The organism is Roseateles saccharophilus, assembly GCF_031458095.1.
Classification (GTDB): Bacteria; Pseudomonadota; Gammaproteobacteria; order Burkholderiales; family Burkholderiaceae_C; genus Pelomonas; species Pelomonas saccharophila_A.
Genome location: NZ_JAVDXU010000003.1, coordinates 695,640 through 718,789, shown reverse-complemented (window position 1 = coordinate 718,789; position 23,150 = coordinate 695,640). Strand labels below are relative to the sequence as shown.

Annotated in this window: 21 protein-coding genes; all 21 read left to right on the top strand. The window is 67.3% G+C overall.

Annotated features, from left to right (window positions below):
• Positions 1 to 93: 93 nt before the first annotated feature.
• Positions 94 to 1,137: a phosphate ABC transporter substrate-binding protein PstS gene (gene pstS / locus J2X20_RS22230; RefSeq protein ID WP_310269636.1), complete on the top strand. Its 1,044-nt coding sequence runs from the start codon at positions 94 to 96 to the stop codon at positions 1,135 to 1,137.
• A 22-nt stretch (positions 1,138 to 1,159) separates the two neighbouring features.
• Entirely contained in the window at positions 1,160 to 1,552 is a 393-nt protein-coding gene (locus tag J2X20_RS22225; protein ID WP_310269633.1) for a gamma-butyrobetaine hydroxylase family protein, read from the top strand.
• A 5-nt stretch (positions 1,553 to 1,557) separates the two neighbouring features.
• On the top strand, positions 1,558 to 2,289 hold the full coding sequence (ubiE, locus tag J2X20_RS22220; protein ID WP_310269630.1) for a bifunctional demethylmenaquinone methyltransferase/2-methoxy-6-polyprenyl-1,4-benzoquinol methylase UbiE: 732 nt from the start codon (positions 1,558 to 1,560) through the stop codon (positions 2,287 to 2,289).
• Positions 2,290 to 2,669: 380 nt separating this feature from the next.
• Positions 2,670 to 3,650 carry an EpsD family peptidyl-prolyl cis-trans isomerase gene (locus J2X20_RS22215; protein WP_310269627.1) on the top strand — a complete coding sequence of 327 codons (981 nt, stop codon included), beginning with the start codon at positions 2,670 to 2,672 and terminating at the stop codon, positions 3,648 to 3,650.
• Positions 3,647 to 4,489, top strand: coding sequence for a polysaccharide export protein EpsE (gene epsE / locus J2X20_RS22210; RefSeq protein ID WP_310269624.1), 843 nt, complete (start codon positions 3,647 to 3,649; stop codon positions 4,487 to 4,489). Before J2X20_RS22215 ends, epsE begins: the two co-directional genes overlap by 4 nt.
• A 13-nt stretch (positions 4,490 to 4,502) precedes the next feature.
• Complete coding sequence (gene epsF, locus J2X20_RS22205; protein ID WP_310269622.1) at positions 4,503 to 5,939, top strand: chain length determinant protein EpsF; 1,437 nt, start codon at positions 4,503 to 4,505, stop codon at positions 5,937 to 5,939.
• Positions 5,940 to 5,971: 32 nt separating this feature from the next.
• Positions 5,972 to 6,829, top strand: a complete 858-nt coding sequence (locus tag J2X20_RS22200; protein ID WP_310269620.1) for a polysaccharide biosynthesis tyrosine autokinase — start codon at positions 5,972 to 5,974, stop codon at positions 6,827 to 6,829.
• Between the two features lie 63 nt (positions 6,830 to 6,892).
• Complete coding sequence (gene xrtB, locus J2X20_RS22195) at positions 6,893 to 7,789, top strand: exosortase B (RefSeq protein ID WP_310269618.1); 897 nt, start codon at positions 6,893 to 6,895, stop codon at positions 7,787 to 7,789.
• On the top strand, positions 7,786 to 8,490 hold the full coding sequence (gene epsI, locus J2X20_RS22190) for an exosortase-associated protein EpsI, B-type (RefSeq protein ID WP_310269615.1): 705 nt from the start codon (positions 7,786 to 7,788) through the stop codon (positions 8,488 to 8,490). The genes xrtB and epsI overlap by 4 nt, the downstream gene beginning before the upstream one ends.
• A gap of 17 nt (positions 8,491 to 8,507) precedes the next feature.
• Positions 8,508 to 9,632: a GDP-mannose 4,6-dehydratase gene (gene gmd, locus J2X20_RS22185; protein WP_310269613.1), complete on the top strand. Its 1,125-nt coding sequence runs from the start codon at positions 8,508 to 8,510 to the stop codon at positions 9,630 to 9,632.
• A 7-nt stretch (positions 9,633 to 9,639) separates the two neighbouring features.
• Positions 9,640 to 10,572 carry a GDP-L-fucose synthase gene (gene fcl, locus J2X20_RS22180; protein ID WP_310269611.1) on the top strand — a complete coding sequence of 311 codons (933 nt, stop codon included), beginning with the start codon at positions 9,640 to 9,642 and terminating at the stop codon, positions 10,570 to 10,572.
• The gene (locus tag J2X20_RS22175) at positions 10,569 to 11,990 is read left to right on the top strand and encodes an O-antigen ligase family protein (RefSeq protein ID WP_310269609.1); all 1,422 of its coding nucleotides are present in this window, start codon (positions 10,569 to 10,571) and stop codon (positions 11,988 to 11,990) included. The genes fcl and J2X20_RS22175 overlap by 4 nt, the downstream gene beginning before the upstream one ends.
• Before the next feature lie 13 nt (positions 11,991 to 12,003).
• A complete protein-coding gene (locus tag J2X20_RS22170; protein ID WP_310270015.1) occupies positions 12,004 to 13,500 on the top strand; it encodes a lipopolysaccharide biosynthesis protein in 1,497 nt (498 codons plus the stop codon).
• Complete coding sequence (locus J2X20_RS22165) at positions 13,497 to 14,705, top strand: glycosyltransferase family 4 protein (RefSeq protein ID WP_310269606.1); 1,209 nt, start codon at positions 13,497 to 13,499, stop codon at positions 14,703 to 14,705. Before J2X20_RS22170 ends, J2X20_RS22165 begins: the two co-directional genes overlap by 4 nt.
• 11 nt (positions 14,706 to 14,716) lie before the next feature.
• The gene (locus tag J2X20_RS22160; RefSeq protein WP_310269603.1) at positions 14,717 to 15,475 is read left to right on the top strand and encodes a glycosyltransferase family 2 protein; all 759 of its coding nucleotides are present in this window, start codon (positions 14,717 to 14,719) and stop codon (positions 15,473 to 15,475) included.
• On the top strand, positions 15,472 to 17,292 hold the full coding sequence (locus J2X20_RS22155; protein WP_310269601.1) for a right-handed parallel beta-helix repeat-containing protein: 1,821 nt from the start codon (positions 15,472 to 15,474) through the stop codon (positions 17,290 to 17,292). Before J2X20_RS22160 ends, J2X20_RS22155 begins: the two co-directional genes overlap by 4 nt.
• Positions 17,293 to 17,399: 107 nt before the next feature.
• Positions 17,400 to 18,389: a GT-D fold domain-containing protein gene (locus J2X20_RS22150; RefSeq protein ID WP_310269598.1), complete on the top strand. Its 990-nt coding sequence runs from the start codon at positions 17,400 to 17,402 to the stop codon at positions 18,387 to 18,389.
• Positions 18,390 to 18,423: 34 nt separating this feature from the next.
• A complete protein-coding gene (locus tag J2X20_RS22145; protein ID WP_310269594.1) occupies positions 18,424 to 19,617 on the top strand; it encodes a glycosyltransferase in 1,194 nt (397 codons plus the stop codon).
• 11 nt (positions 19,618 to 19,628) lie between these two features.
• The gene (locus J2X20_RS22140; RefSeq protein ID WP_310269591.1) at positions 19,629 to 20,774 is read left to right on the top strand and encodes a glycosyltransferase family 4 protein; all 1,146 of its coding nucleotides are present in this window, start codon (positions 19,629 to 19,631) and stop codon (positions 20,772 to 20,774) included.
• Complete coding sequence (locus J2X20_RS22135) at positions 20,771 to 21,883, top strand: DUF1972 domain-containing protein (RefSeq protein ID WP_310269588.1); 1,113 nt, start codon at positions 20,771 to 20,773, stop codon at positions 21,881 to 21,883. The genes J2X20_RS22140 and J2X20_RS22135 overlap by 4 nt, the downstream gene beginning before the upstream one ends.
• A gap of 238 nt (positions 21,884 to 22,121) precedes the next feature.
• On the top strand, positions 22,122 to 23,123 hold the full coding sequence (locus J2X20_RS22130) for an acyltransferase family protein (RefSeq protein ID WP_310269585.1): 1,002 nt from the start codon (positions 22,122 to 22,124) through the stop codon (positions 23,121 to 23,123).
• Positions 23,124 to 23,150: the final 27 nt, after the last annotated feature.

Genomic DNA, 23,150 nt, shown 5'->3' with positions numbered 1-23,150 from the left:
GTGGAAACAGCAGATTAGAGCGCCCGCCTACCGGCCTCATCGGAAGACACAGGGCATGATTGCGGGTTTTCACCAAGTTTTGAACTCCTGGCCATGCCCGTCCTCCCGCGCCTGATCCTGGCCTTCGCGGCCCCTCTGCTGCTGTCCGCCGCCGCCATCGCCCAGCCCGTGCAAGGGCAGGGCGCCACTTTTCCCGCCAAGGTCTACGACACCTGGGCGCGCGCCTTCGAGAAGGCCGGCGGTGGCAGCGTGGCCTACAAGGGGACGGGTTCGGGCGACGGCATCAAGCAGATCGGCGCCCGCAAGGTGGATTTCGGCGGCACCGATGCCCCGCTGCCGGCGGCCGAGCTGGCCAGGCAGAAGCTGGTGCAGATCCCGATGCTGGTGGGCGGCGTCGTGCCGGTCGTCAACCTGCCGGGCTCTGCCGCGCTGCAGCTGGACGGCGAGGTGCTGGCCGAGATCTTCATGGGGCGCGTCAAGCTCTGGAACGACGCCCGCATCGCCGCCCTCAACCCCGGCATCGCCCTGCCGGCCCTGGCCATCAAGCGCGTCGTGCGCGCCGAGAAGTCGGGCACCAGCGACGGCTTCAGCCGCTATCTGGCCGGCGTGTCTGCCTCCTTCAAGGCCGAGGTCGGCGCCAGCCAGGCACCGGCCTGGCCCGGCGAGCCGCTGAAGGCCGAGGGCAATGACGGCATGGTGCAGACGCTGCGGGCGACGCCGGGATCCATCGCCTACGTCTCCTACGACCGCGTGCTGCGCGACAAGCTGGCCGCCGTGAAGCTGCGCAACGCCGCCGGCAAGTTTGTGCAGCCCACCGAAGCGGGCTTCCGCGCCGCCATCCTGGAGAGCGACATGCACCGCCAGGGCGACGACCTCGCTACGCTGCTGGACCGGCCCGGCAACGAGACCTGGCCGATCACGCTGACCAGCTTCGTCCTCGTCGACGCCGAACCCGCCACGGCCAACAAGGCTAGCCCCACCCTGAAATACCTCTACTGGTGCTTCATGCACGGCGACGACCTGACCCGCGGCACGGGTTTCGCGCCGCTGCCGATCAGCGTGCAGTCGCGCCTGGCTGCGCGTTTCACGCAGGTCAGGCCCAAGGACGGCGTCGTGCCGACCTATCTGGTTCTCTGAGGCAGGCGCCTACACTGACAGCATGCCTGCGCCCACCGAGATCACCGTCCACCAGCAGTCCCGCGTGCTGGAGATCGCCTTCGACGACGGCGCGCGTTTCCGCATCCCCTTCGAGCTGATGCGCGTCTACAGCCCCTCGGCCGAGGTCATGGGCCACGGCCCCGGCCAGGAAACGCTGCAGACCGGCAAGCGCGACGTCGTCATCACCGCCCTGGAGCCCGTCGGCCACTACGCCGTGCGGCCCGAGTTCAGCGACGGCCACAACAGCGGCCTGTTCTCCTGGGACTATCTCCACAAGCTCGGCAGCCAGCAGGACGCGCTGTGGCGCGACTACGAAGCCCGCCTGGCCGCCGCCGGCAAGAGCCGCGACGACGCGATGCCGGTCAAGGCCGGCGGATCCTGCCACTCACATTGAATTCCATGACGCAGACGCATTTCGGTTTCAGCACCGTCGACGAGAACGAGAAGGCCAGCAAGGTCCGCGGCGTCTTCGACTCGGTCGCGTCCAAGTACGACCTGATGAACGACCTCATGTCGGCCGGCCTGCACCGGGCCTGGAAGGCCTACACCGTGCAGGTCGCCAACCTGAAGCCGGGCGAGCGGGCGCTGGATATCGCCGGCGGCACGGGCGACCTGTCTCGCGCCTTCGCCCGCAAGGTCGGCGAGACCGGCGTCGTCGTGCACACCGACATCAACGAGGCCATGCTGCGCCAGGGCCGCGATCGCCTGCTGGACGAAGGCCTGATCCTGCCCACCAGCCTGGCCGACGCCGAGAAGCTGCCCTTCAAGAGCGAGAGCTTCGACCTCGTCAGCGTCGCCTTCGGCCTGCGCAACATGACGCACAAGGACCTGGCCCTGGCCGAGATGTGCCGCGTGCTCAAGCCGGGCGGGCGCCTGCTGGTGCTGGAGTTTTCCAGGATCGCCGAGCCGCTGAAGAAGCCCTATGACTGGTACTCCTTCAACATCCTGCCCAAGCTGGGCTCGCTGTTCGCCGGCGATGCCGAGAGCTACAAATACCTGGCGGAATCCATCCGCATGCACCCCGACCAGGCCACGCTGAAGGCCATGATGAAGACGGCCGGCTTCGGCCATGTGGACGTGCACAACCTCAGCGCCGGCATCGTGGCGCTGCATGCTGGGATCAAGTGCTAGCCCCTCGTCTGGTCCGGCCGCGCTGAACGCGGGCCGGCCCAACCGGTCCCCCGGGGGGACGGCGATGCTTGCGGCATCGAGCCGCAAGCACATCGCCAAAGTGGGCCGGCTCGGGAGCGGCCCAGCGCTCGGCCCGAATACCGGATGCCGAGCACCTCGTACCGGATGACGTCGGGAGGCGTCATCCTCACTTCATCCCGACCATCCCCCAAGAACGTGGGGGATCTGGGAACTTCCCGCTTGCAAATGCTCTAACCGCGAGCTGCCGACGAACCCAGTTCTGGGGTCGTGGGCCCCATAGAAGCGACATATCGCGCCGCTACACTCGTTCGCTCCTTGGGGCGGGTGCCCTTCCTCTGCATAAAAAGGACCTTCTTCAGATGGCAATCCAACAGAACAAGCACCGTGCTCCCCTGTTGTTGGCGGTCGTTGCAGCGGTGGCGCTGTTGACCGCCTGCGGTGGTGACAAGGGCGACAAGGCCTCCCAGACGGCAGCCAAGGTCAACAAGGAAGAGATCACCGTCCACCAGATCAATTTCGTGCTGCAGCGCCAGCCCGGCCTCAAGCCCGAGCAGGCCGAAGCCGCCAGCCGCCAGGTGCTGGAGCGCCTGATCGATCAGGAACTCGCGGTGCAGAAGGCCCAGGAGCAGAAGCTCGACCGCGACCCGCGCGTCGTGCAACAGATCGAGAACGCCAAGCGCGAGATCATCGCCAGGGCCTATGCCGAGCGCGTGGGTGAGAGCGTCGCCAAGCCCAGCGCCGACGAGATCACCAAGTACTACAACGACAAGCCGGCGCTGTTCAAGGACCGCCGCATCTACAGCCTGCAGGAACTGCAGATCGAGGCCAGGCCCGAGCAGTTCGAAGCCATTCGCGCCAAGCTGGCGGCGGCCAAGAACCTGAACGAGTTCGCCGAATACCTGAAGTCCGCCGACATCCGCTTCAACGGCAACCAGGCTGTGCGCGCCGCCGAGCAGCTGCCGCTGGCCGGCCTGGACGCCATTGCCAAGATGAAGGACGGCGACTCCATGGTCAGCCCCAGCCCCAACGGCATCACCGTCCTCTTCCTCGTCAGCTCGCGCAGCCAGCCCGTCGACGAAGCCCGCGCCCGCCCGGCCATCGAAGCCTTCCTGCTGAACCAGCGCAAGGGCGAGGCCGTGCAGAAGGACATCAAGGCGCTGCGTGACAGCTCCAAGATCGAGTACGTGGGCAAATTCGCTCAGGCGGCTTCGGCGCCTGGGGGTGTGGTGCCGCAGGTGCTGCCCTCTGCTTCCGACATCGTCGCGCCCGCCGCGGCACCCGCTCCGGCCGCCAGTGGCCTGGATCCTGCTTCCATTTCCAAGGGCATGGGCCTGAAATGAAGATGCGTATTGCTCAACTGTTCATCGCCGCCACCCTTGGCCTGGCTGCCCTCGGGGCGCAGGCCCAGGCCGGCGTCTCCGCCACCGCAGTGGCCGCGGCTGCACCTGAATACCGCCTCGGCGCGGGCGACGTCGTCCGCATCGTGGTCTATCAGAACCCCGACCTCACCCTCGAGACCCGGGTCTCGGAGACCGGTGTCGTCAGCTATCCGCTGCTGGGCAATGTGCGTATCGGCGGCCTGGGTGTCAGCGCTGCCGAAAAGCTCATCGCCGACGGCCTGAAGAACGGCAACTTCGTCAAGTCGCCGCAGGTCACTCTGGTGCTGCTGCAGGTCAAGGGCAACCAGGCCAGCGTGCTGGGCCAGGTCAACCGGCCCGGCCGCTATCCCATCGAGACGGCGGACATGCGCGTGACCGACCTGCTCGCCAACGCCGGCGGCGTTGCCACCACCGGTGCCGAGATCCTCGTCCTCAGCGGCACCCGCGCCGGCAAGCCCTTCCGCCTGGAGATCGACCTGCCCAGCGTCTTCGGCCCCAGCGCCGAGCACGGCCGCCCCAATGATGTGCTGATCCAGAACGGTGACGTGCTGTGGGTGGACCGCGCGCCGCTGGTCTATATCTATGGCGAAGTCCAGCGTCCTGGGCCGATGAGGTTGGAGCGCGGTATGACCGTCATGCAGGCGCTCGCAGCTGGTGGTGGCCTGACGCAACGTGGCACGGAGCGCGGCATCCGTGTGCACCGCAAGTCGGCCGAGGGCAAGGTGCAGGTGATGCAGCCGGGCATGGACGACAGCCTCAAGGATGGGGATGTCGTCTACGTCAAGGAAAGCCTCTTCTGATAGGGATGCAGCGATGAATTTTGTGCAATTTCTGGCCATCCTGCGTGCGCGCTACAAGATGGCGCTCGGCGTGTTTGCCGGCATCGTCCTGCTGGCTCTGGTGCTCAGCCTGGTCTGGCCCAAGAGCTACACGGCCTCGGCGTCGGTGGTCATCGACTCGAGCAAGCCCGACCCCCTGGCGGCGGTCCTCTATGCGGGAGGTGTCAATCCCAGCCTGATCGCGACGCAGATCGACGTGATCCAGAGCGACCGCGTGGCCTTTAAGGTGGTGCGCAACCTCAAGCTCAACGAGAACCCGCAGATCCGTGAGCAATGGCAGACCGCGACGAACGGCGAGGGCTCCATCGAGCAGTGGCTGAACGCGCTGTTCCAGAAAAACCTGGACGTCAAGCCCTCGCGAGAGTCCAACGTCGTCACGGTTTCCTACAAGGCAGCCGACCCCAAGTTCGCTGCGGTGCTGGCCAACGCCTTCGTGCAGGCCTATCTCGAGACCAACATCGAGATGCGCGTCGAGCCGGCGCGCCTGTACTCGTCCTTCTTCGATCAGCGAGCCAAGGAAGCACGCGATGTGCTTGAAAAGGCGCAAAGCAAGCTGTCCGACTTCCAGAAGGAGAAGGGCATCATCGCCACCGACGAGCGTCTTGACGTCGAGAATGCGCGATTGGGCGAGCTGTCGTCTCAATTCGTCGCCTTGCAGTCGCTGGCTTCTGATTCCGTGAGTCGTCAAGCCGCTGCCCGGGGCGCCGGTTCCAGCAGCATGCAGGAAGTGCTGAACAACCCGCTGATCGCCGGGCTCAAGGCCGACCAGGCACGGCTGCAGGCCAAGTTGCAGGAACTCACTTCCAAGCTTGGCGACAAGAACCCACAGGTCATCGAGGCACGTGCCAACTTGGCCGAGCTGAAATCTCGCATTGACAGCGAGACCGCCAAGGTCGGCAGTTCGCTGGGCATTTCCAACAGCATCAATCAGCAGCGAGCCGGCGAAATCAAGGCCCAACTCGAGGCCCAGCGCGCCAAGGTGCTGCAGATGAAGGCCGTGCGCGATGACGGCGCCGTGCTGGTGCGCGACGTCGAGAACGCCCAGCGCACCTACGACCAGATCATGGCCCGCCTCAACCAGGCCACGCTCGAAAGCCTGGCCACGCAGAGCAATGTGTCGGTGCTGTCCCAGGCCGTGCCGCCGGTCGATGCGGCCTCGCCCAAGCTCGTCCTCAACATGATCGTGGCCATCTTCCTCGGCACCCTGCTGGCGCTGAGCGTCGTCGTCGGCATGGAAATGATGGACCGGCGTGTCCGCAGCGCCGAAGACGTGGCTCAGGCCGTGGCCCTGCCCATCATCGGCGTGCTGCCATCGCCGAACGCGCGCCGCCTGTTCGGCCGGGCCGCCAAGGCCAATCTGATGCAACAGCGCCTGCTCGGGCACATGCCCGGCACCGGCAAGGCAGCCTGAGTCCCATGAATGCCGCAATCTCTGGAGCTTCCGTGAACGCCACTGCCGATCTGCACGCCGCCCGTTCGATTGGTGACCTGATCCGCGACGCGCGCAACCTCAGCGCCGCCGAGGTCGAACGGGTCCTCAGCTATCAGCGTGAACATGGCGTGCGCTTCGGTGAAGCCGCCGTCGCCCTGGGGCTGGCCAGCCCCGACGACGTGCTCAATGCCCTCGCTCAGCAGTTCCACTACCCGCTGGCCAATGCCGAGCGCCGTGACGCCAGCCCCGAGTTGGTCGCGCTGACGCAGCCCTTTTCGGTGCAGGCCGAGGCCGTGCGTGCGGTGCGCAGCCAGGTCGTCATGCGCTGGAACCGCCCCGACGCGGTGCGCCAGGGCTTGGCCGTCATCAGCCCCGGCACCGGCGACGGCAAGACCTTCTTCGCCGCCAACCTCGCCGTGTCGCTGGCCCAGCTTGGCGGCCGCACCCTGCTTGTCGATGCCGACCTGCGCAGCCCGCGCCAGCACGAGGTGTTCAAGATCAGCAACGCCGCCGGCCTGTCCTCGCTGCTGTCCGGCCGGGCCGAAACCCAGGTCATCCAATCCGTCGAGGGCGTCGCCGGCCTGTTCGTGCTGCCCTGCGGTCCCATCCCTCCCAACCCGCTGGAGCTGCTGGAGCGCCCGGCCTTCGGCCTTCTGGTGCGCGAGCTGGCGGCCAAGTTCGACCACGTCGTCATCGACACCGCAGCGGCATCCCAGGGTGCCGACGGCTGCGTTGTGGCGGCCAAGTGCGGCGCGGCCCTGGTGCTGACCCGCAAGCACGAGAACAAGGTCGCGGCCCTGCAGGACCTGGTGGCCAGCCTGGCCGGCAGCTCGGTGCAACTGCTCGGCGCCGTCGTCAACGAATTCTGATGAGGCGCATCGGCTGCCTCTGGCACGGCAGTTGCACTGGGGTGTTGAATGAGTGCGAACGCGATGTCTGCGCTGCCTTCTGAACGTCAGGGCCTGCTCCCTGCGGGTGCCGACCTGCCCGCCGTCGTGCTGGTGCTGGTGGGCCTTCTGGCGGCCTATGCGCCCGAGTACCTCGAGTTGAGCCGGACGATCTGGCGCACCGACGAGCAGGGCCACGGCCCAATCATCTTCGTCGTCAGCCTCTGGCTGCTTTACAACCTGCGCCATACCCTGGCTGAGCTGCCGAGCCGCCCGGCCGGCGTCAGTGCCGCCGTGGTGCTGCTGCTGGGCAGCCTGCTCTACGTCGTCGGTCGCTCTCAGGACATCTGGATCTTCTCCATCGGCTCCCAGATCTGGATGCTGGCTGGCTTGGCCCTGCTGTTCAAGGGTTGGCGCGGCCTGCGCGTGATCTGGTTTCCGCTCTTCTTCATGATCTTCATGGTGCCTCTGCCCGAGGCCCTGGTCGCCTCCGTCACGGCGCCGCTGAAGATGGCGGTGTCCTATGTGGCGAGCAACCTGCTTTATGGGCTGGGCCTGCCGGTCGGCCGCTCCGGTGTCACGCTGACCGTGGGCCAGTACCAGCTGCTGGTGGCTGACGCCTGCGCCGGCCTGAACTCCATGTTCACGCTCGAGGCCCTGGGCATGCTGTACATGAACCTGATGCGCTACACCTCGGTGGCACGCAATGTCACGCTGGCCTTGACCCTCGTGCCCATTGCCTTCTGCGCCAACATCGGCCGCGTCATGATCCTGGTGCTGGTCACCTATTTCTTCGGCGATGCGGCTGGCCAGGGCTTCGTGCATGGCTTCGCCGGCATGGTGCTCTTCATGCTGGCGCTGATGCTGATGCTGCTGGTCGACAAGCTGCTCAACCTCTTCTTCAAGCCCGAGCGTGGCGCGGCCAAGGGGAAGCCGGCATGAGCGCCCTGATCACGCCCGTGCGCCTGCGCGCCCTGCTCGCGGCCCTGCTGTTGGTGTCGGCCTCCGGGCTGGCCCATGTCGCCAAGCCCACCCAGCACCTGGCCGACCAGCACGCCAAGGTCGACCTCCAAACCCTGTTTCCGCCCGCCTTCGGCAACTGGCGCCTTGACACCAGCATGCCCGTGACCATCATCTCGCCCGACGTCGAAGCCTTGCTGAAGACGCTCTATGCGCAGACCGTCAGTCGCACCTACGTCGGCCCTGCGGGCGAACGCATCATGCTGTCGGTGGCCTATGGCGGCGACCAGTCCGACGCGACCCGGGCCCACCGCCCCGACGTCTGCTACCCGACGCAGGGCTTCGAGATCCTCTCCAACAAGGACGCCGCCATCGATGTCGGCGCGGGCCAGCCCATGCCGGTGCGCCACATGTCCGCCAAGCTGGCGCAGCGCTACGAACCCGTGACTTTCTGGTTCGTGGTCGGCGAGCACATCGCTATCAGCGGCCAGCAGCAAAAGATCGCCCAGCTGCGTTATGGCATGCAAGGCTTTATTCCCGACGGCATGCTGGTGCGAGTCTCCAGCATCGACTCCGACGCCGAGGCTGCCTACCGGCAGCAGGCGCGGTTCATCGCCGACATGCGCGCCGCCATGCCCCAGCCCTCGCGGCTGAGGGTGTTTGGCAGCGCGTTGGCCAGTTGACTCTTTCAACCTTCATCATGAGCAGTTCAAAAAAGATCGCGCTGATCACCGGCGTGACCGGCCAGGATGGTGCATACCTCGCCGAGTTGTTGTTGTCCAAGGGCTATGAGGTGCACGGCATCAAGCGCCGCAGCAGCCTGTTCAACACCGACCGGGTCGACCACCTCTACCAGGACCCCCATGTCGACAACCAGCGCTTCAAGCTGCACTACGGCGACCTGACCGACTCCACCAACCTGATCCGCATCGTCCAGGAAACCCAGCCCGACGAGATCTACAACCTCGGCGCCATGAGCCATGTGGCGGTCAGCTTCGAGCAGCCCGAGTACGCGGCCGACGCCGACGGCATCGGCACGCTGCGCCTGCTGGAGGCCATTCGCATCCTCGGCCTTGAAAAGAAGACCCGCTTCTACCAGGCCTCCACCTCCGAGCTCTACGGCCTGGTGCAGGAGATCCCGCAGAAGGAGACCACGCCCTTCTACCCGCGCAGCCCCTACGCGGTGGCCAAGATGTACGCCTACTGGATCACGGTGAACTACCGCGAGGCCTATGGCATGTATGCCTGCAACGGCATCCTGTTCAACCACGAGAGTCCGCTGCGCGGCGAGACCTTCGTCACCCGCAAGATCACCCGCGCCATCGCCCGCATCGCGCTCGGCCTGCAGGACTGCCTCTACCTCGGCAACCTCAGCGCCCTGCGCGACTGGGGCCATGCCCGCGACTACGTCGAGATGCAGTGGATGATGCTGCAGCAGGACGAGCCCGAGGACTTCGTCATCGCCACCGGCGTGCAGTACAGCGTGCGCCAGTTCGTCGAGTTCGCGGCGGCCGAGCTGGGCATCACCGTCGCCTTCGAAGGCGAGGGCGAGCAGGAGATCGGCGTCGTCGCCAAGGTCGAGGGCGACAAGGCCAAGTGCAAGGTCGGCGACGTCATCGTCAAGGTCGACCCGCGCTACTTCCGCCCGACCGAAGTCGAGACGCTGCTGGGCGACCCGACCAAGGCCAAGGAGAAGCTGGGCTGGGTGCCCAAGACCACGCTGAAGGAACTCGTGGCCGAAATGGTGCAGGCCGACTACACCTCCGCACGCCGCGACAGCCTCGTCAAGCTCGCCGGCTTCCAGGCCTACGACTACAACGAGTGAGCGCGGCATGAGCAGCATTGCCAAGGATGCGCGCATCTTCGTCGCCGGCCATCGCGGCATGGTGGGCTCCGCCCTGGTACGCCGGCTGCAGGCCGGTGGCTACACGAATGTGCTGACCGCATCGCGTCAGGAGCTCGACCTGCTCGACCAGCGTGCCGTGCACGCTTGGCTGCAGGAGCACCGGCCCGACTACCTCTTCATCGCGGCGGCCAAGGTGGGCGGCATCCAGGCCAACAACGTCTTCCGCGCCGAGTTCCTGTACCAGAACCTGATGATCGAGGCCAACCTCATCCACGGCGCCCATCTCGCGGGCGTGCAGCGGCTGATGTTCCTCGGCTCGTCCTGCATCTACCCCAAGCTCGCGCCGCAGCCGCTGCGCGAGGACAGCCTGCTGACCGGCCCGCTGGAGCCCACCAACGAGCCCTATGCCATCGCCAAGATCGCCGGCATCAAGCTCTGCGAAAGCTACAACCGCCAGTACGGCCGGCAATACGTCAGTGCGATGCCGACCAACCTCTACGGCCCCAACGACAACTACGACCTCGCCAACAGCCATGTGCTGCCCGCGCTGATCCGCAAGGCCCACGAGGCCAAGGCGCGCGGCGACACGGCGCTCGTCGTGTGGGGCACCGGCACGCCGCTGCGCGAGTTCCTCTACGTGGACGATCTGGCTGACGCCTGCGTCCACCTGATGGAGACCGGCGCCGACGACGTGCTGACCAACATCGGTGTCGGCGAGGACGTCACCATCCGCCAGCTCGCCGAGCTGGTCTGCGAGGTGGTCGGCTTCCAGGGCGAACTGGTGTTCGACACCAGCAAGCCCGACGGCACCCCGCGCAAGCTGATGGACGTCAGCCTGCTGGCCAGCCGCGGCTGGCGAGCCCGCACCGGCTTGCGCGAGGGCATCGCCCTGGCCTATGCAGACTTCCTGAGCCGATGAACGAGATCCTCCAGTACGTCTTCCTCGCGCTGCCCTGGGTGGTGGCCATCGTCATTCCGCTGATGATGGTCACCTGGGTGGTGGTCGGGTCTCGTTCGGCGTCGCTGTGGGTGATGTTCTATTTCGTTTTCCTGTTCTGCTTCCCGAACGCCTCCTGGGGACTGGTGGAGACGACGGCAGGGTCCAACTTCTACACCCGCGGCGTCGGCACCTTCTTCTTCTCGCTCATCAACCTGCTGCTGTTCGGCGTGGCTCTGCAGGCCTTCGTCATCCGCCGCCTGGGCACGCTGCCGCCCGCCCCTCACAACCTCAAGTTACCCGTCTACATCTTCGGTGCCCTGCTGCTGGGCAATCTTGTCGTCGGCATGGCCCTGCCCAAGGTGTACTGGTTCCAGCTGCTGTCGCCCTCGGGTTTGATGAATGTCTTCAACCTGATGCTGGCCTTCTATGCGGTGACCACCTGCCTTGCCGAGCGCAAGCCGCTGGAGCGCTTCATCAACCTGCTGCTGCTGGTGGTGGTGCTGCGTGGCTTGTGGGGCCTGGCGCGCTTTGTCGCCCTCGGCGGCGACCCGGCCAACTTCTACGCCAACTTCCAGCGCATCGACGTCCGCCTCACCTTCTTTGACATCAACGACTCCCTGCTCGCGACCATCGCGCTGTTCGTCGCCGCCTGGCGGCTGCTCAGCGGCCAGGCGCAGACGTTGGCGCAGCGCTCGGCCTACATCTTCGTCGTGCTGCTGGAGCTCTTCATCGTCGTCTTCTCCTACCGGCGAACAGCCTGGGCTGGTCTGGCCCTGGCGCTGTTGCTGCTTGCCTTCAGCGTCAAGCGCGTGCATCGCTTCTGGCTGCTCGGCAGCTATGTATTCGCCGGCCTGCCGCTCATTATCTACAAGCTCGTGCAGCGCAGCGCCACGTCCGCAAGCCACGGCGGCGCTACCGGTGGCAGCCTGCTGGAAAAGGCCTTCCCCGATATCTTCCAGCACGGCAGCCTCAGCTTCACCACCGGCCGCTTCGCCGAGCTCTACGCCGCCTTCCTGTCGGTGCGCGAGAGCCCGCTTTGGGGCCTCGGCGCCTGGGGCCGCTATGACGGTTTCCGCTTCTCCGACCTGGCTTGGCACCGGGGCGACTTCGGCTGGATGCACAGCGGCGTGCTTCACATCGCTCTGAAGACCGGGCTGATCGGCGTTGCTGCCGTGGTGCTTGTGGCGGCCGGCTTCTTCCGCTTCGTGGCAAGGAACAGTGCGCGCCTGGAGCCGCGCGAGCGCGGCCTTCTGTTGGCGGGCGCTGCAGCGGGGCTGTTCAGCTTGCCCAACTTCTTGTTCGGCACGCCGGTCATCGAATTCAGAACCATGCAGTTGCTGGCGCTGGTGTTGGCGCTGCCCTACCTCGCGGTCGCCGCCGCCAACAAACATGGGTAGGCCCGTGGGGTTGATGCGCGGCGCGGGGTTCAACCTGCTCGGCGCGGCGGTGCCGGCGCTGCTCGCCGTGCTCACCGTGCCGGTGGTCGTGCGCCATCTCGGCCAGGAGGACTATGGCCTGCTGATGCTCGTCACGTCCATCATGGGCTACTTCGCCCTGATCGACATCAACGTGACGGCGGCGTCCACCAAGTTCGTCGCCCAGCACCATGCCCAGGGTGCGCAGCGTCAGGTGCACCAGACCGTGACCTTCGGTCTGCTGATCTACCTTGGACTCGGCTTGGTCGGCGGCGCGGCGCTGTGGGCCTTCGCCGAGCCCTTGGCCACCCAGGTGTTCAAGGTCAGCCCGGCCCGGCAGGCCGACGCCATCCGCGCCCTGCAATGGGCCGCCCTCGGCTTCCTCATGGGCCAAGTGCAGGTCTACCTGCAGAGCCTGCCCGGCGCACTGTCGCGCTACGACCTCGCCGGCAGTGTCGAGGCCGGTTTCGGCATCCTGCTGCCGCTGCTGACCGTTACGCTGCTGATGCTCGGCGGCGGCCTCGTCGAGCTGATCTGGCTGCGCATCGTGCTCAGCATCGTGCAGGGCCTGGGCGTGCTGTTCTGGCTGATGCGACGCATGCAGCTGCGCTGGGCCCGGCCCGACGGCGACACCCGGCGCGCCATGCTGTCCTTCAGCGCCTTCGCCTTCCTGAGTCGCTTCGCCGCGCTGACCTATTCCCACGGCGACAAGCTCATCATCGGCGCCATGGTCGGGGCCGGCCCGCTGACGCTCTTCGCGGTGCCTACCACGCTGGTCAACCGCGTCATGGCCCTGCTGTTCCGTCTGGCCGCGGTGATGTTCCCGCACGCCAGCCAGCTCGCCGCGCAGAACCGCATGGGCGAGCTACAGGCCGTCTACTTCAGCGCCTCGCGCTACCTCTGCTTCCTCAACGGCGCCCTGGCGCTGCTGCTGGCCCTGCTGGCGCCAGCTATCCTGACCGTCTGGATGGGCCCGGGCTTCGCTGCCACCGGCGCCACCATCCTCAGCCTCATGGCCGTCGCCCAGTGGTTCGACTCGCTCACCCACGTGCCCTCCCTTGTCAACGACGGCCTCGGCCACCCGCGAGTGAGCGGGCTGTTCGCCGTCACGCGCGCGCTGCTCGGCCTGGCGCTGATCGCCGTCGGCGTGCAGCACGCCGGCATCGTCGGCGCGGCCTGGGCGCATGTAGCCGGCTCGCTGCTGCTGGGCGCCGCCTTCATTGCCTATGCCCATGGCCGTTCCCTGCCTTTTCCGCTCGGCGCCTGGCTGAAGCAGGCCGCGCTGGTGCCCACGCTGGCGCTGCTGCCAGGGGCGGTGGCGGGCTGGGCGCTGCGCGGCTGGGCCGCCCAGGGCTGGTTGCCGCTGATCGCCGCCTCCGCCCTCGTGGCCCTGCTGCATGCCGCCGCGGGCTGGGCCTTTGTCATCAAGCCGGGGCACCGCGCCGCGGTGGCCGGCCGGTTGCGCCGCCTGACGGGCATGGGCAGCACATGAAGATCCTGCTGATTTGCGAAAACATTCCGGCCCCGCAGCTCGGTGGCCTGGGCAAGCACGTCGTGGCCCTGGGCAATGCGCTGCTGGCCGCGGGCCACGAGGTCAGCCTGATGGGCCGCAGCCAGCCGGCCTATGCCGACTGTGCGACCGAGGTGGGCTTCAACGGCCCTTTCATTCCCGGCTTCGCCGACCCCGTCAAGGGCTGGAAAGAAGGCCCCATGGGCCTGTTCAACCCTTGGAAGCGGCCTTACCTCGCCCGACAGATCGCCCAGGCCATCGTCGCCCATGCGCCGGGCTTCGACGTGCTGCACTACCACGGCCACCACCCCATGGTGGGGGCCTATGTGCCGCCTGGCCTACCCTTCATCCAGACCCGCCATGACCAGGGCAGCGAATGCATCACCCACATGCGCTTCCGTGCCGGTGCCATGTGCGAGGCGCTCGACCCCAAAGTCTGCGCCCAATGCGCCCATCCGTCGCCAGGGCCGGTCCGCACGGCAATTTCGGCGATGGCGGTGCGTCGCTACCGCGATGAAGCCGCGCGCGCTTTCCAGCAGCACCCAGTCATCTTCGTCACCGACTTCCTGCGCGACAACTTCGTGCGTGCCGTTCCTAATGCCGACATGGGCAAGTCGCAGGTGATGCACAACTTTGTTGACGAGGGGCGTTTGCCGAGGGCGCGTCGCATTCCTGGCCAGCCAATCCGCCTTCAGGTGGCGGGACGCCTCGATGGCGCCAAGGGCATCGTCGACTTGGTGCATCGGCTTGCGCCGCGGTTGCCCGAAGGTTGGGAACTGCACATCTATGGCGACGGTCCTCGCCGCGACGAATTGCGCCAGCTCTGCAGTGCTCGCATCCACTGGCATGGCCACGCTCATCAATCCGAAGTGCTCGAAGCTCTGTCGCGCGCTTCGGCCGCGGTCGTTCCTTCGTTGTGGGAAGAGGCCTTTGGATTGGTTACTCTCGAGGCATTGCGCGTCGGCCTGCCCTGCTATGCGCTCGCGCGGGGCGGAACGCCCGAGTTGGTGCGCTACGGCGCACCCGGCCAGCTTCGGCTGTTCGCCGATCTTGACGCGCTGGTCGGAGGATTGGTGTCCAGCGTCCCCACCCCCCTTGAAGAACTTGGCGGCGAGTCGGCCGACACTTCGCTGCGTGTCGCTGATTTGCTCGAGCTGTATCGCCGCTTGCCGGCACGAGCTTTGTAGGCATGAGCGGCATGAATTCAGCAACAACGAAACCCACCCCGCAGGTCTCCGTCATCACCGTCAGCTTCAATGCGATGGCGGTGCTGCCTGAGACGCTGGCGTCGCTGCGCGCCCAGCGCGGCGTGGACTATGAGTGGGTGGTGGTGGACGGTGCGTCCAAGGACGGCAGCGCCGAATGGTGCGCGGCGCAGTCGCCCGATGCCTTCGTCAGCGAGCCCGACCGCGGCATCTACGACGCGATGAACAAGGCCGTGCGCCTGGCGCGCGGCGAGTGGGTCTATTTCCTGAACGCCGGCGACCGGCTCGCCGATGCGGGCGCCCTGGCCGATCTGGTGGCCGCGGCCCGGCCCGGCGACGGCGTGGTCTACGGCGACGTCGTCTACTTCGGCGACAACGGCCAGCGCCGCAAGCGCTTCGACTGGGTCACCGCCGGCAATCTCGTCTACGGCGACCTCTGCCACCAGGCCCTGATCGCACGCCGCCGCTTCTTCACCGAGGTGGCCCCCTTCGACCTGGCCTACCGCTGGAACGCTGACTTCGATTGGCTGCTAAGGGTCGTCGCAACCGGCGCCGGCCTGCGCTATGTGCCGCGCGACGTGGCCCTGTTCCACGATGCCGGCGCCCATGTGGCCGCAGCGCAGAAGAGCGAAATCGAGCGCGACCGCGTGCGCGCCCACCACTGCAGCCCGCGCTGGCGCTGGCTGCTGGGCCATCTGCTGCTGCGGGTGAAGCTGAAACTTCGCCGCCTGCGCGGCCAGGAGGTCGCATGAACCGAGGTCGCAATACGCGTGGCGCGAGCACTCGCGCGGCGAGGCTGTGGGCGTTGCCCTGCAGGTTGCACGGTTTCCTGCTTGGCCTGGGGCTCAGCCTGTTTACGGCACCCGCGCTGGCGATCGACTACCACGTGTCCCCGGCCAACGGCGATGACGGCTACGACGGCCTGGCCCAGGCGCCCGCCGGTGGCAGCCGGGGGCCTTTCGCGAGCCTGCGCCGCCTTGAGCAGTTGCGGCTCCAACACGGCGATCGCGTGCTGCTGCACTGCGGCGAGCGCCATACTGGCCCGGTACGGCTGAGGCTGGATGACCGCGGCGGCGGTGCGCTGCTCATCGGCAGCTACGGGGATTGCCGACCTGGTCGCGAGCCGGTGCTTGACCCGCGCCAGCCACTGCCGGCGCCGAACCGCGACGGCCTGCTCGAGCTGGCGCAGCCGACGCCGGTGGTCCAGGTGTTCGTCAACGACGAACCGTTGCCCGTGGGCCGCTTCCCGGCGGAAGGGCCGCTGATTGTGCCGGCCAACACGGACGCCAGCGACAAGCGCCGGCTGCCGACGCTGGCCGCACTGGCCGGCAAGCCGCTGGCCGGCGCCCGGCTGCTGGCGCGCACCGAGGAGTGGTACATCGAGGAGCGTGCCGTGCTCAGCGACGACGGCCAACTCGACAAGCCGCTGGAGTACGCGCTGCGACCGCGCACCGGGCTGGTCCTCACGGGCAAGCGCTGGATGCTCAAAGGCGGGCGCGGCTGGGTGTGGGACGCCAGCAGCCAGCAGCTGACGGTGCAGGTCGCGCCGGATGCGCGGCTGTCGGCCGTGACGGGCGGGCCGCTGCTGGAGGTGGCGGGCAAGCGCGGTTCGCTGACGGTGCGCGGGCTGGTCTTCGACGCTGCCGGGGGCGACGCGATCAACGTCCGGCTGGATGGCTTGGTCACGATCGAGGATGTGACCATCCGGCGTGCCTACGGCAATGGCATCGCCGTGGCCGGCGCGCGCCAGGCGCTGGTGCAACGCAACCGGATCGAGGACGTCGCTCAGGACGCGGTGTTCTTCGCCGAGGTGCGCGATGCCCAAGTGCGCGGCAACACCGTGGCGGGCGCTGGCATGTACGTCAGCGGCGGCCCGCGCCCGGTGCTGGCGGCGATCAACGCTCACCGCACCGATGCCTCGGTGGTGGAAGACAACCAGGTCGACCGTTCGGCCTACCACGGCATCCGCATCGCCGCCGACGCGCGAGTGCGCAACAACCAGGTGCGCCATAGCTGCCTGCGCCTGAGCGACTGCGCGGCCATCTACACCTGGCGCCGCAATGCTGACGACCGGCGCCCGCGGTCGGAGATCAGCGGGAATGTGATCGAGGGCGTGGGGGGCGACACCTCGGTGAAGCTGGGCGTGAACGACTACTTCGTCGGCATTTACCTCGACGAGTTCGCCAACGACGTCAATGTTGAACGCAACGTGATCGTCGATGCGAACCAGGGCATCTACCTGCACAACGCGTACAACAACAGCGTCGTCGGCAACACCGTCGCGGTGCGCGGAAAACCGAAGATCGACGCGGCCGACGACAAGCAGCTGGGTGCGATGGCCGAGCGGCCGAAGAACGCCTGGGCCGACAACGTCGAGCGCAGCGGCAACTACCAGCTGGCTACCGTCGACAACACGGGCCGGGTGGGCGCGCAGCGCAGTGCCGCGTCGCCGGCGGCGCGCGCGTTGCGGGTGGTGCGCAGCGGCGCGGCGGCGGCGGACGCAAAGGCGGCCCGCTGCACCGAAGCATCCCCCATGGCGACGTATGCGGCCGTGAGCGTTTGCGACTGATCTGCGATGGCTCTTCGACCAAATGCCGCGCCAGGCCCAGCCCCCATCCACTTCCGACCGGCCCGATGAGAGCTGATTCCGACCTTCACCCCATCGCCGCGCGCGTCGTGCAGCTGCTGCGCGTCACGGGCCGCCAGATGCGCAAACGCCGAGGCCTGGAGAGCACCTTCTACCCGGCATGCACGGACCTGACGCTGGCTGCGTGGGACCCGATGCGCTTCCCCGGCGTGGCCTACGGGCAGTCGGCGTCAGACCTGATCCATGACGAGCTGGCCGCCGCCAAGCCCAGCATGATCTGCCGCATCGGCACGGTGGAGCTCTACTGCATGGCCGCGACCCGCACGGAGCTCACCTCGGGCAACGCCTTCAAGCTGGCGACTGGCGACGACCTGGTGCGTGACATCGGCATGCACCAGGGGCTGCTCCGCGGGCTTTGCGCGAACGCTGGTTTTTTCCCGGCCAGCGTGCCGCTCGGGCGCCGCTTCGTCGAGCTGATGTGCGACGACCTGCGGGAGGTGGACGTGCTGGGCACCTGGTGCAAGCAGGAAGCGGTGTTCCGCGACCTGCTTGCGCCAGCGCGCAAGGTGCGCTTCCGCGACCTCGAGCCCTACATGCACGACAAGCCGTGGAGCCGCGTGCTGGCGGGCAAGCGCGTGCTGGTGGTGCACCCGTTCGCCGAAACCATCGCGAGCCAGTACAGGCGCCGCGCAAAGCTGTTCGGCAACCCCGACGTGCTGCCCGAATTCGAGCTGCAGACGATCAAGGCGGTGCAGTCCATCGCCAACACGAAGACGGCGTTCGAGACTTGGTTCGACGCGCTCGACCACATGAAGGCGCAGATGGCGGCGACCGACTTCGACGTGGCGATCATCGGTTGCGGCGCCTACGGCCTGCCGCTGGCCGCCCATGCCAAGCGCCTCGGCAAGAAGGGTGTTCACCTGGGCGGCCAGACGCAGCTCCTGTTCGGCATCAAGGGCAAGCGCTGGGAAACCGACCACGACGAGATTGCGCGCCACTTCAACGAACACTGGGTCTACCCGGCCGAGGAAGACCGGCCCAAGGACTTCCGCGTCGTCGAAGGCGGGGCGTACTGGTGATGCGGGTCGACGCTCGCAACGGGGGGAGCAGGCCGTGAGGATCGCCGTGCTCGCACCCGACATTCCCTTCCCGGCATACCGGGGCGGCCGCGCCGACGTGTGGCGGCGCATCCTGGCGCTGCGTGCGCTCGGACACGAGGTGTTCCTCGTCCATGCGGAGGAGGCCGACGGGCCGGCGAAGCCGCTGCCGGCCGCTCATGCGACCATCGAAGCTGTCGTCAGCGGGCGCTTCGGGCTACCGCTCAAGCGCAGCGCCTGGCGCACGCTGCGCCAGCTCGCCGGCGCGTGGCGGCTGCCCTGGCATGCCGCGATGCGGGTACCCGATGCGGCCGAGTGGGCCGTGCTGGCGCCGCGGCTGGACGCTTTCAAACCCGACCTGGTCTGGCTGGAGGGCCCCTGGTTCGGTGTCGTCGCGCAACGCCTGGCCCGCCGCGGCGTGCCCTTCGCCTACCGCTCGCACAACATTGAACATGAATATCTTTGGAAGCAGGCGCAGGTGGCGGTGCGCCTGCGGGACCGGATCGCCTGGCGTCTGGTGTGCATTGGCCTGGCGCGCTGGGAGCGCCGGCTGATGGAGGACGCGGCGGCGGTGTTCGACATCTCGTTGGACGACCTCGCCCATTGGCGGCAGGCCGGCGTGCAGCGTCTGCACTGGCTGCCACCGCTGCCACAGACCGCCGTGGAGCCGGCCAGCGGTGCGGCGGTGCCGGGCGACGTGGTGTTCGTTGGCAACCTCGCGACGCCGAACAATGTGCGCGGCGTCGAGTTTCTGCTGCAGGACGTGTGGCCGGGCGTGCTCGCGCGCCGGCCGGGCGCGCGACTTGCAATCGTTGGCTCGAAGCCGTCGCCCCATGTCCAGGAGATGCTGGCGCAAGCCGATGCCAGCGTCGAGGGCCGCATCGATGTGCCTGACACCGAGCCACATTTGCGCGGTGCGCGCGTGCTGGTCAACCCAGTGCTGACGGGCAGCGGCGTGCAACTTAAATTGATGGACATGTTGATGACGGATGCTCATGTGATCACCACTCGCCAAGGCGTGCGCGGGCTGCCGGCCGACGTGGTCGCCGCGGTGCGGGTGGCTGAAGATAGCGACGACTTTGTTGACGCCCTGGTGGCCGCGCTCGATGCGCCACCGCCTCTTCCGCTGCGTACGGCGCGCGACGCGGCGCGGCGGCGTTTCGGCATGGAGGCAGTGGGCGAGGCGGTTCGCCTGGCTGCGGCGGCATGAGGGCGGCGCATGTGCTGGCCGTGCACTCGTCGGCTGATTTGTATGGCTCGGACAAGTCGCTGCTGGAAGTGGTGCGCCGGCGCCCGGCGGCCCAGCGGTTCACGGTCGCGCTGCCCGAGCACGGCCCGCTCGTGGCTGAGCTGCAGGAGGCCGGCGCCGAGGTGGTGGTGGGCAATGTTGGGAAGGTCCAGAGCCGCATGCTGTCGCCTTCGGGCCTGTTCGGCGCGGCGGTGGAAATGGTGCAGGCGATGCGCTTCCTCGGCCGGCTGCACAGCGAGCACCGCTTCGACGTGATTTATTCCAACAGCCTGGCCGTGTTTGGCGGGGCGCTGCTGGCATGGAGGCGCCGGGTGCCGCATGTCTGGCATGTTCGCGAGCTGCTGGCGGCGTCGCCGCGGCTGACCACTGCCTACCGTCGCGTCGTGAGCGCACTGGCCGACACCGTGATCGCGAACTCCGACGAGACGCTGCAGTGGATTGCCGGCCCCCGCGCCGGCAGTGATCCGCGCTACGTCCGCGTCTGGAACGGTTACGACGCGCCGACGCAGCAACCGGATGCGGCGGCGGCCCGCCGTTCGCTCGGCGCGGCGCCCGACGAGGTGTTGATCGTGATGGTCGGCCGCGTCAACGCCTGGAAGGGCCAGGGACTGCTGGTCGACGCCTTCTCCGCGCTGCGGCGCCGCTACGGCGGGGCCATGCGGCTGGCGCTGGTGGGCTCGGCTTTCGCCGGCCAGGAGCACTTCGAGACCGCTCTGCGCGAAGCCGTGGACCGGTCGGGCGCGGCGGACGCGATCACGCTGCAGCCCTTTCGCGCCGACGTCGAGTCGGTATGGGCGGCTGCGGACATCGCCGTGGTGCCGTCTACCGAACCCGAACCCTTCGGCCGGGTCGCGATCGAGGCGATGGCCTTCGGCAAGCCGGTGGTCGCGGCCGCGCACGGCGGACTGATCGAGATCGTCGCTGACGGTGTCACCGGCCTGCTGGTGCCGCCGCGCGACGCTGAGGCGCTAGCGCTGGCGCTTGAGCGGCTGGTGCTGTCGCCAGCGTTGCGCGCGCAGTTCGGCGCAGCAGCGCAGCAGCGCCAGCTCGACCATTTTTCTGTGGCGTCCTACGCCTTGCAGGTGCATGACAGGCTTCAGGCCACGCAACGACAATGAACACACAACCGACCCTGCGCATCCTTGGCATCCGCGGGGTGCCCGCCGCCCATGGCGGCTTCGAAACCTTTGCCGAACGGCTGGCGCCGTATCTGATCGAGCGCGGCTGGCGTGTCATCGTCTACTGCCAGGAAGAAGGCCGCAGCGCGCCCTGGGAAGATCGCTGGAACGGCGTCGAGCGCGTTCACATCGGCGTCGAAGGCGATGGCGCGGCCAGCACCGTGGTCTTCGACTGGAAGGCCACGCTGCACGCGGCATGTCACCGCGACCCCTGCCTGACCCTGGGCTACAACACCGCAGTGTTCTGCGCGCTGCTGCGGTTGCGCGGCATTCCCAACGCCATCAACATGGACGGCATCGAGTGGGCCCGGGACAAGTGGGGCGCCATGGCGAAGACCTGGTTCTGGCTCAACGACTGGGCCGGCAGCTGGCTCGGCAATCGACTTGTAGCCGACCACCCAGAGATCGCCCGCCACCTCGAGACACGCACTGCGGCGCGCAAGATAGAGATGATTCCCTATGGCGCGGACCGCGTGGGTGACGACGTCGACGTGGCGCCGCTCCTGGCGCTCGGGCTGGAACCCGGGCGCTACCTGAGCTTGATCGCCCGGCCTGAACCCGAGAACTCGGTGCTGGAGGTCGTGACCGCCTTCTCACGGCGGCCGCGGGGCGTGACCCTGGCGGTGCTGGGCAACTACCGAGACAGCCATCCGTATCAGCGTGCGGTAAAGGCGGCAGCGGGGCCCGAGGTGCGGTTTCTGGGTGCGATCTACGAGACCGCCACGGTCCAGGCGTTGCGCCGTCACAGCCTGGCCTATTTGCACGGGCACCGCGTCGGCGGGACCAACCCTTCGCTGGTGGAAGCGCTGGGTGCGGGCAACGCGGTGATCGCACACGACAACCGCTTCAATCGCTGGGTGGCCGGTGAGGGTGCTGCCTACTTCGACAGCGTCGACACGCTGGCGCAGCTGCTCGACCGCCTGCTGGCCGATGGTGCGGCGCTGGCGGGCATGCGGGCGGCGAGCGAGGCGCGCTTCGCGCAGGCCTTCACCTGGCCAGCAGTGCTCGCTGACTACGAACGCTTCCTGCGCGCGATGCAACGGCCCTGAGCCGCCACACCGCACGGCCTAGCTGTTGAATTCCAGAAGAATGTTTATGGCCGAAGACGGCAGCGCATAACAATCGAAGGGACGGAGCTTGACTCAGGCAACGCGTGCCGGCGCGGGTACGGACGACTATCAACCAGACATTGACTGAACCGCCCCCCGGGGCGATTCAAGACGGTGCTCAACAGCATGTTGGTGTAAGGAAGACCAACCGCTAGAGTCGCCTGCTCAGAGGTAAGAGATGCATGTCGAGCGCAGTGAATTTGTACAGGTTTCCCGGTTTGTTGCCGCGTTCTTGGTGGTCATCACACACACCACCTTTTATGCGGCAGAGCGCATCGGCAGCGGGCTTGGGGTGTGGCACTTTGGCGAGATTGGGGTTCCGATCTTCTTCGCGATCAGTGGCCTGGTGATGGTGCTATCGACGACGCGCCTCCCGGTTGACCCAAAGGGCGCCCAGACGTTCTTGCTACGGCGCTTCGTGCGCATCGTGCCTTTGTACTGGCTTGCAACGGCTGTCAAGGTGGCGGTCGCACTTGCGGCGCCTGCGGTGGTCAACCACAACCACTTCGAGGCCGCGAACGCCGTGAAGTCATTTCTTTTCATCCCTTACTTCAACGCTGCAGGCGAGGTAAGGCCGATGCACGGCGTGGGCTGGACTTTGCTCCATGAGGTGTTCTTCTACCTCCTTTTTGCCGGCGCTTTGTCGGCCCGGCTTAGGCCCGTCATTTGGGTGCCTGGAGCTATCGTTGCTTTGTGGGTGGTCGGCCTCTTGATCGAAGACAAGTCTGCTTTCGTGAAGGTGGCCACAAGCGCGGTCAATCTCAACTTCGTCGCCGGCATGGTGGCTGGCGCTCTGCTTTCTTCGGCGGCGCCCAAAACCGCCGCGGCTGCAACGATGGCCGGCTGTGCGGTATTGCTGGGCTGGCTGGTCGGCGAGACGCCTGTAGTGGTCGTGGCGTTCTGCGCTGCCGTTTTGCTTCTTGGTGCGCTTCAGATGGGACGCGTTGCGAAGCCCTTCGTGGCGCTGGGCGACAGCTCGTATTCGCTGTATTTATTCCATCCGTTCATCGCGCCGGCCCTGGTTGTGTTGCTCGGCAAGAAGCTCGGGCAGCCGCCGGCCGTTGCCGTTGCGGTGACGTGTCTTGCGACTGTCATCGCGTGCCACGTTGTCCATCTGCTCATTGAGCGGCCGATCGTGCGGCGTGTGCGCGGCGCTTTGGCGGCGCGTCAGTTGGCCTGACGATTCTTATCCCCAGCCGGGGGATAG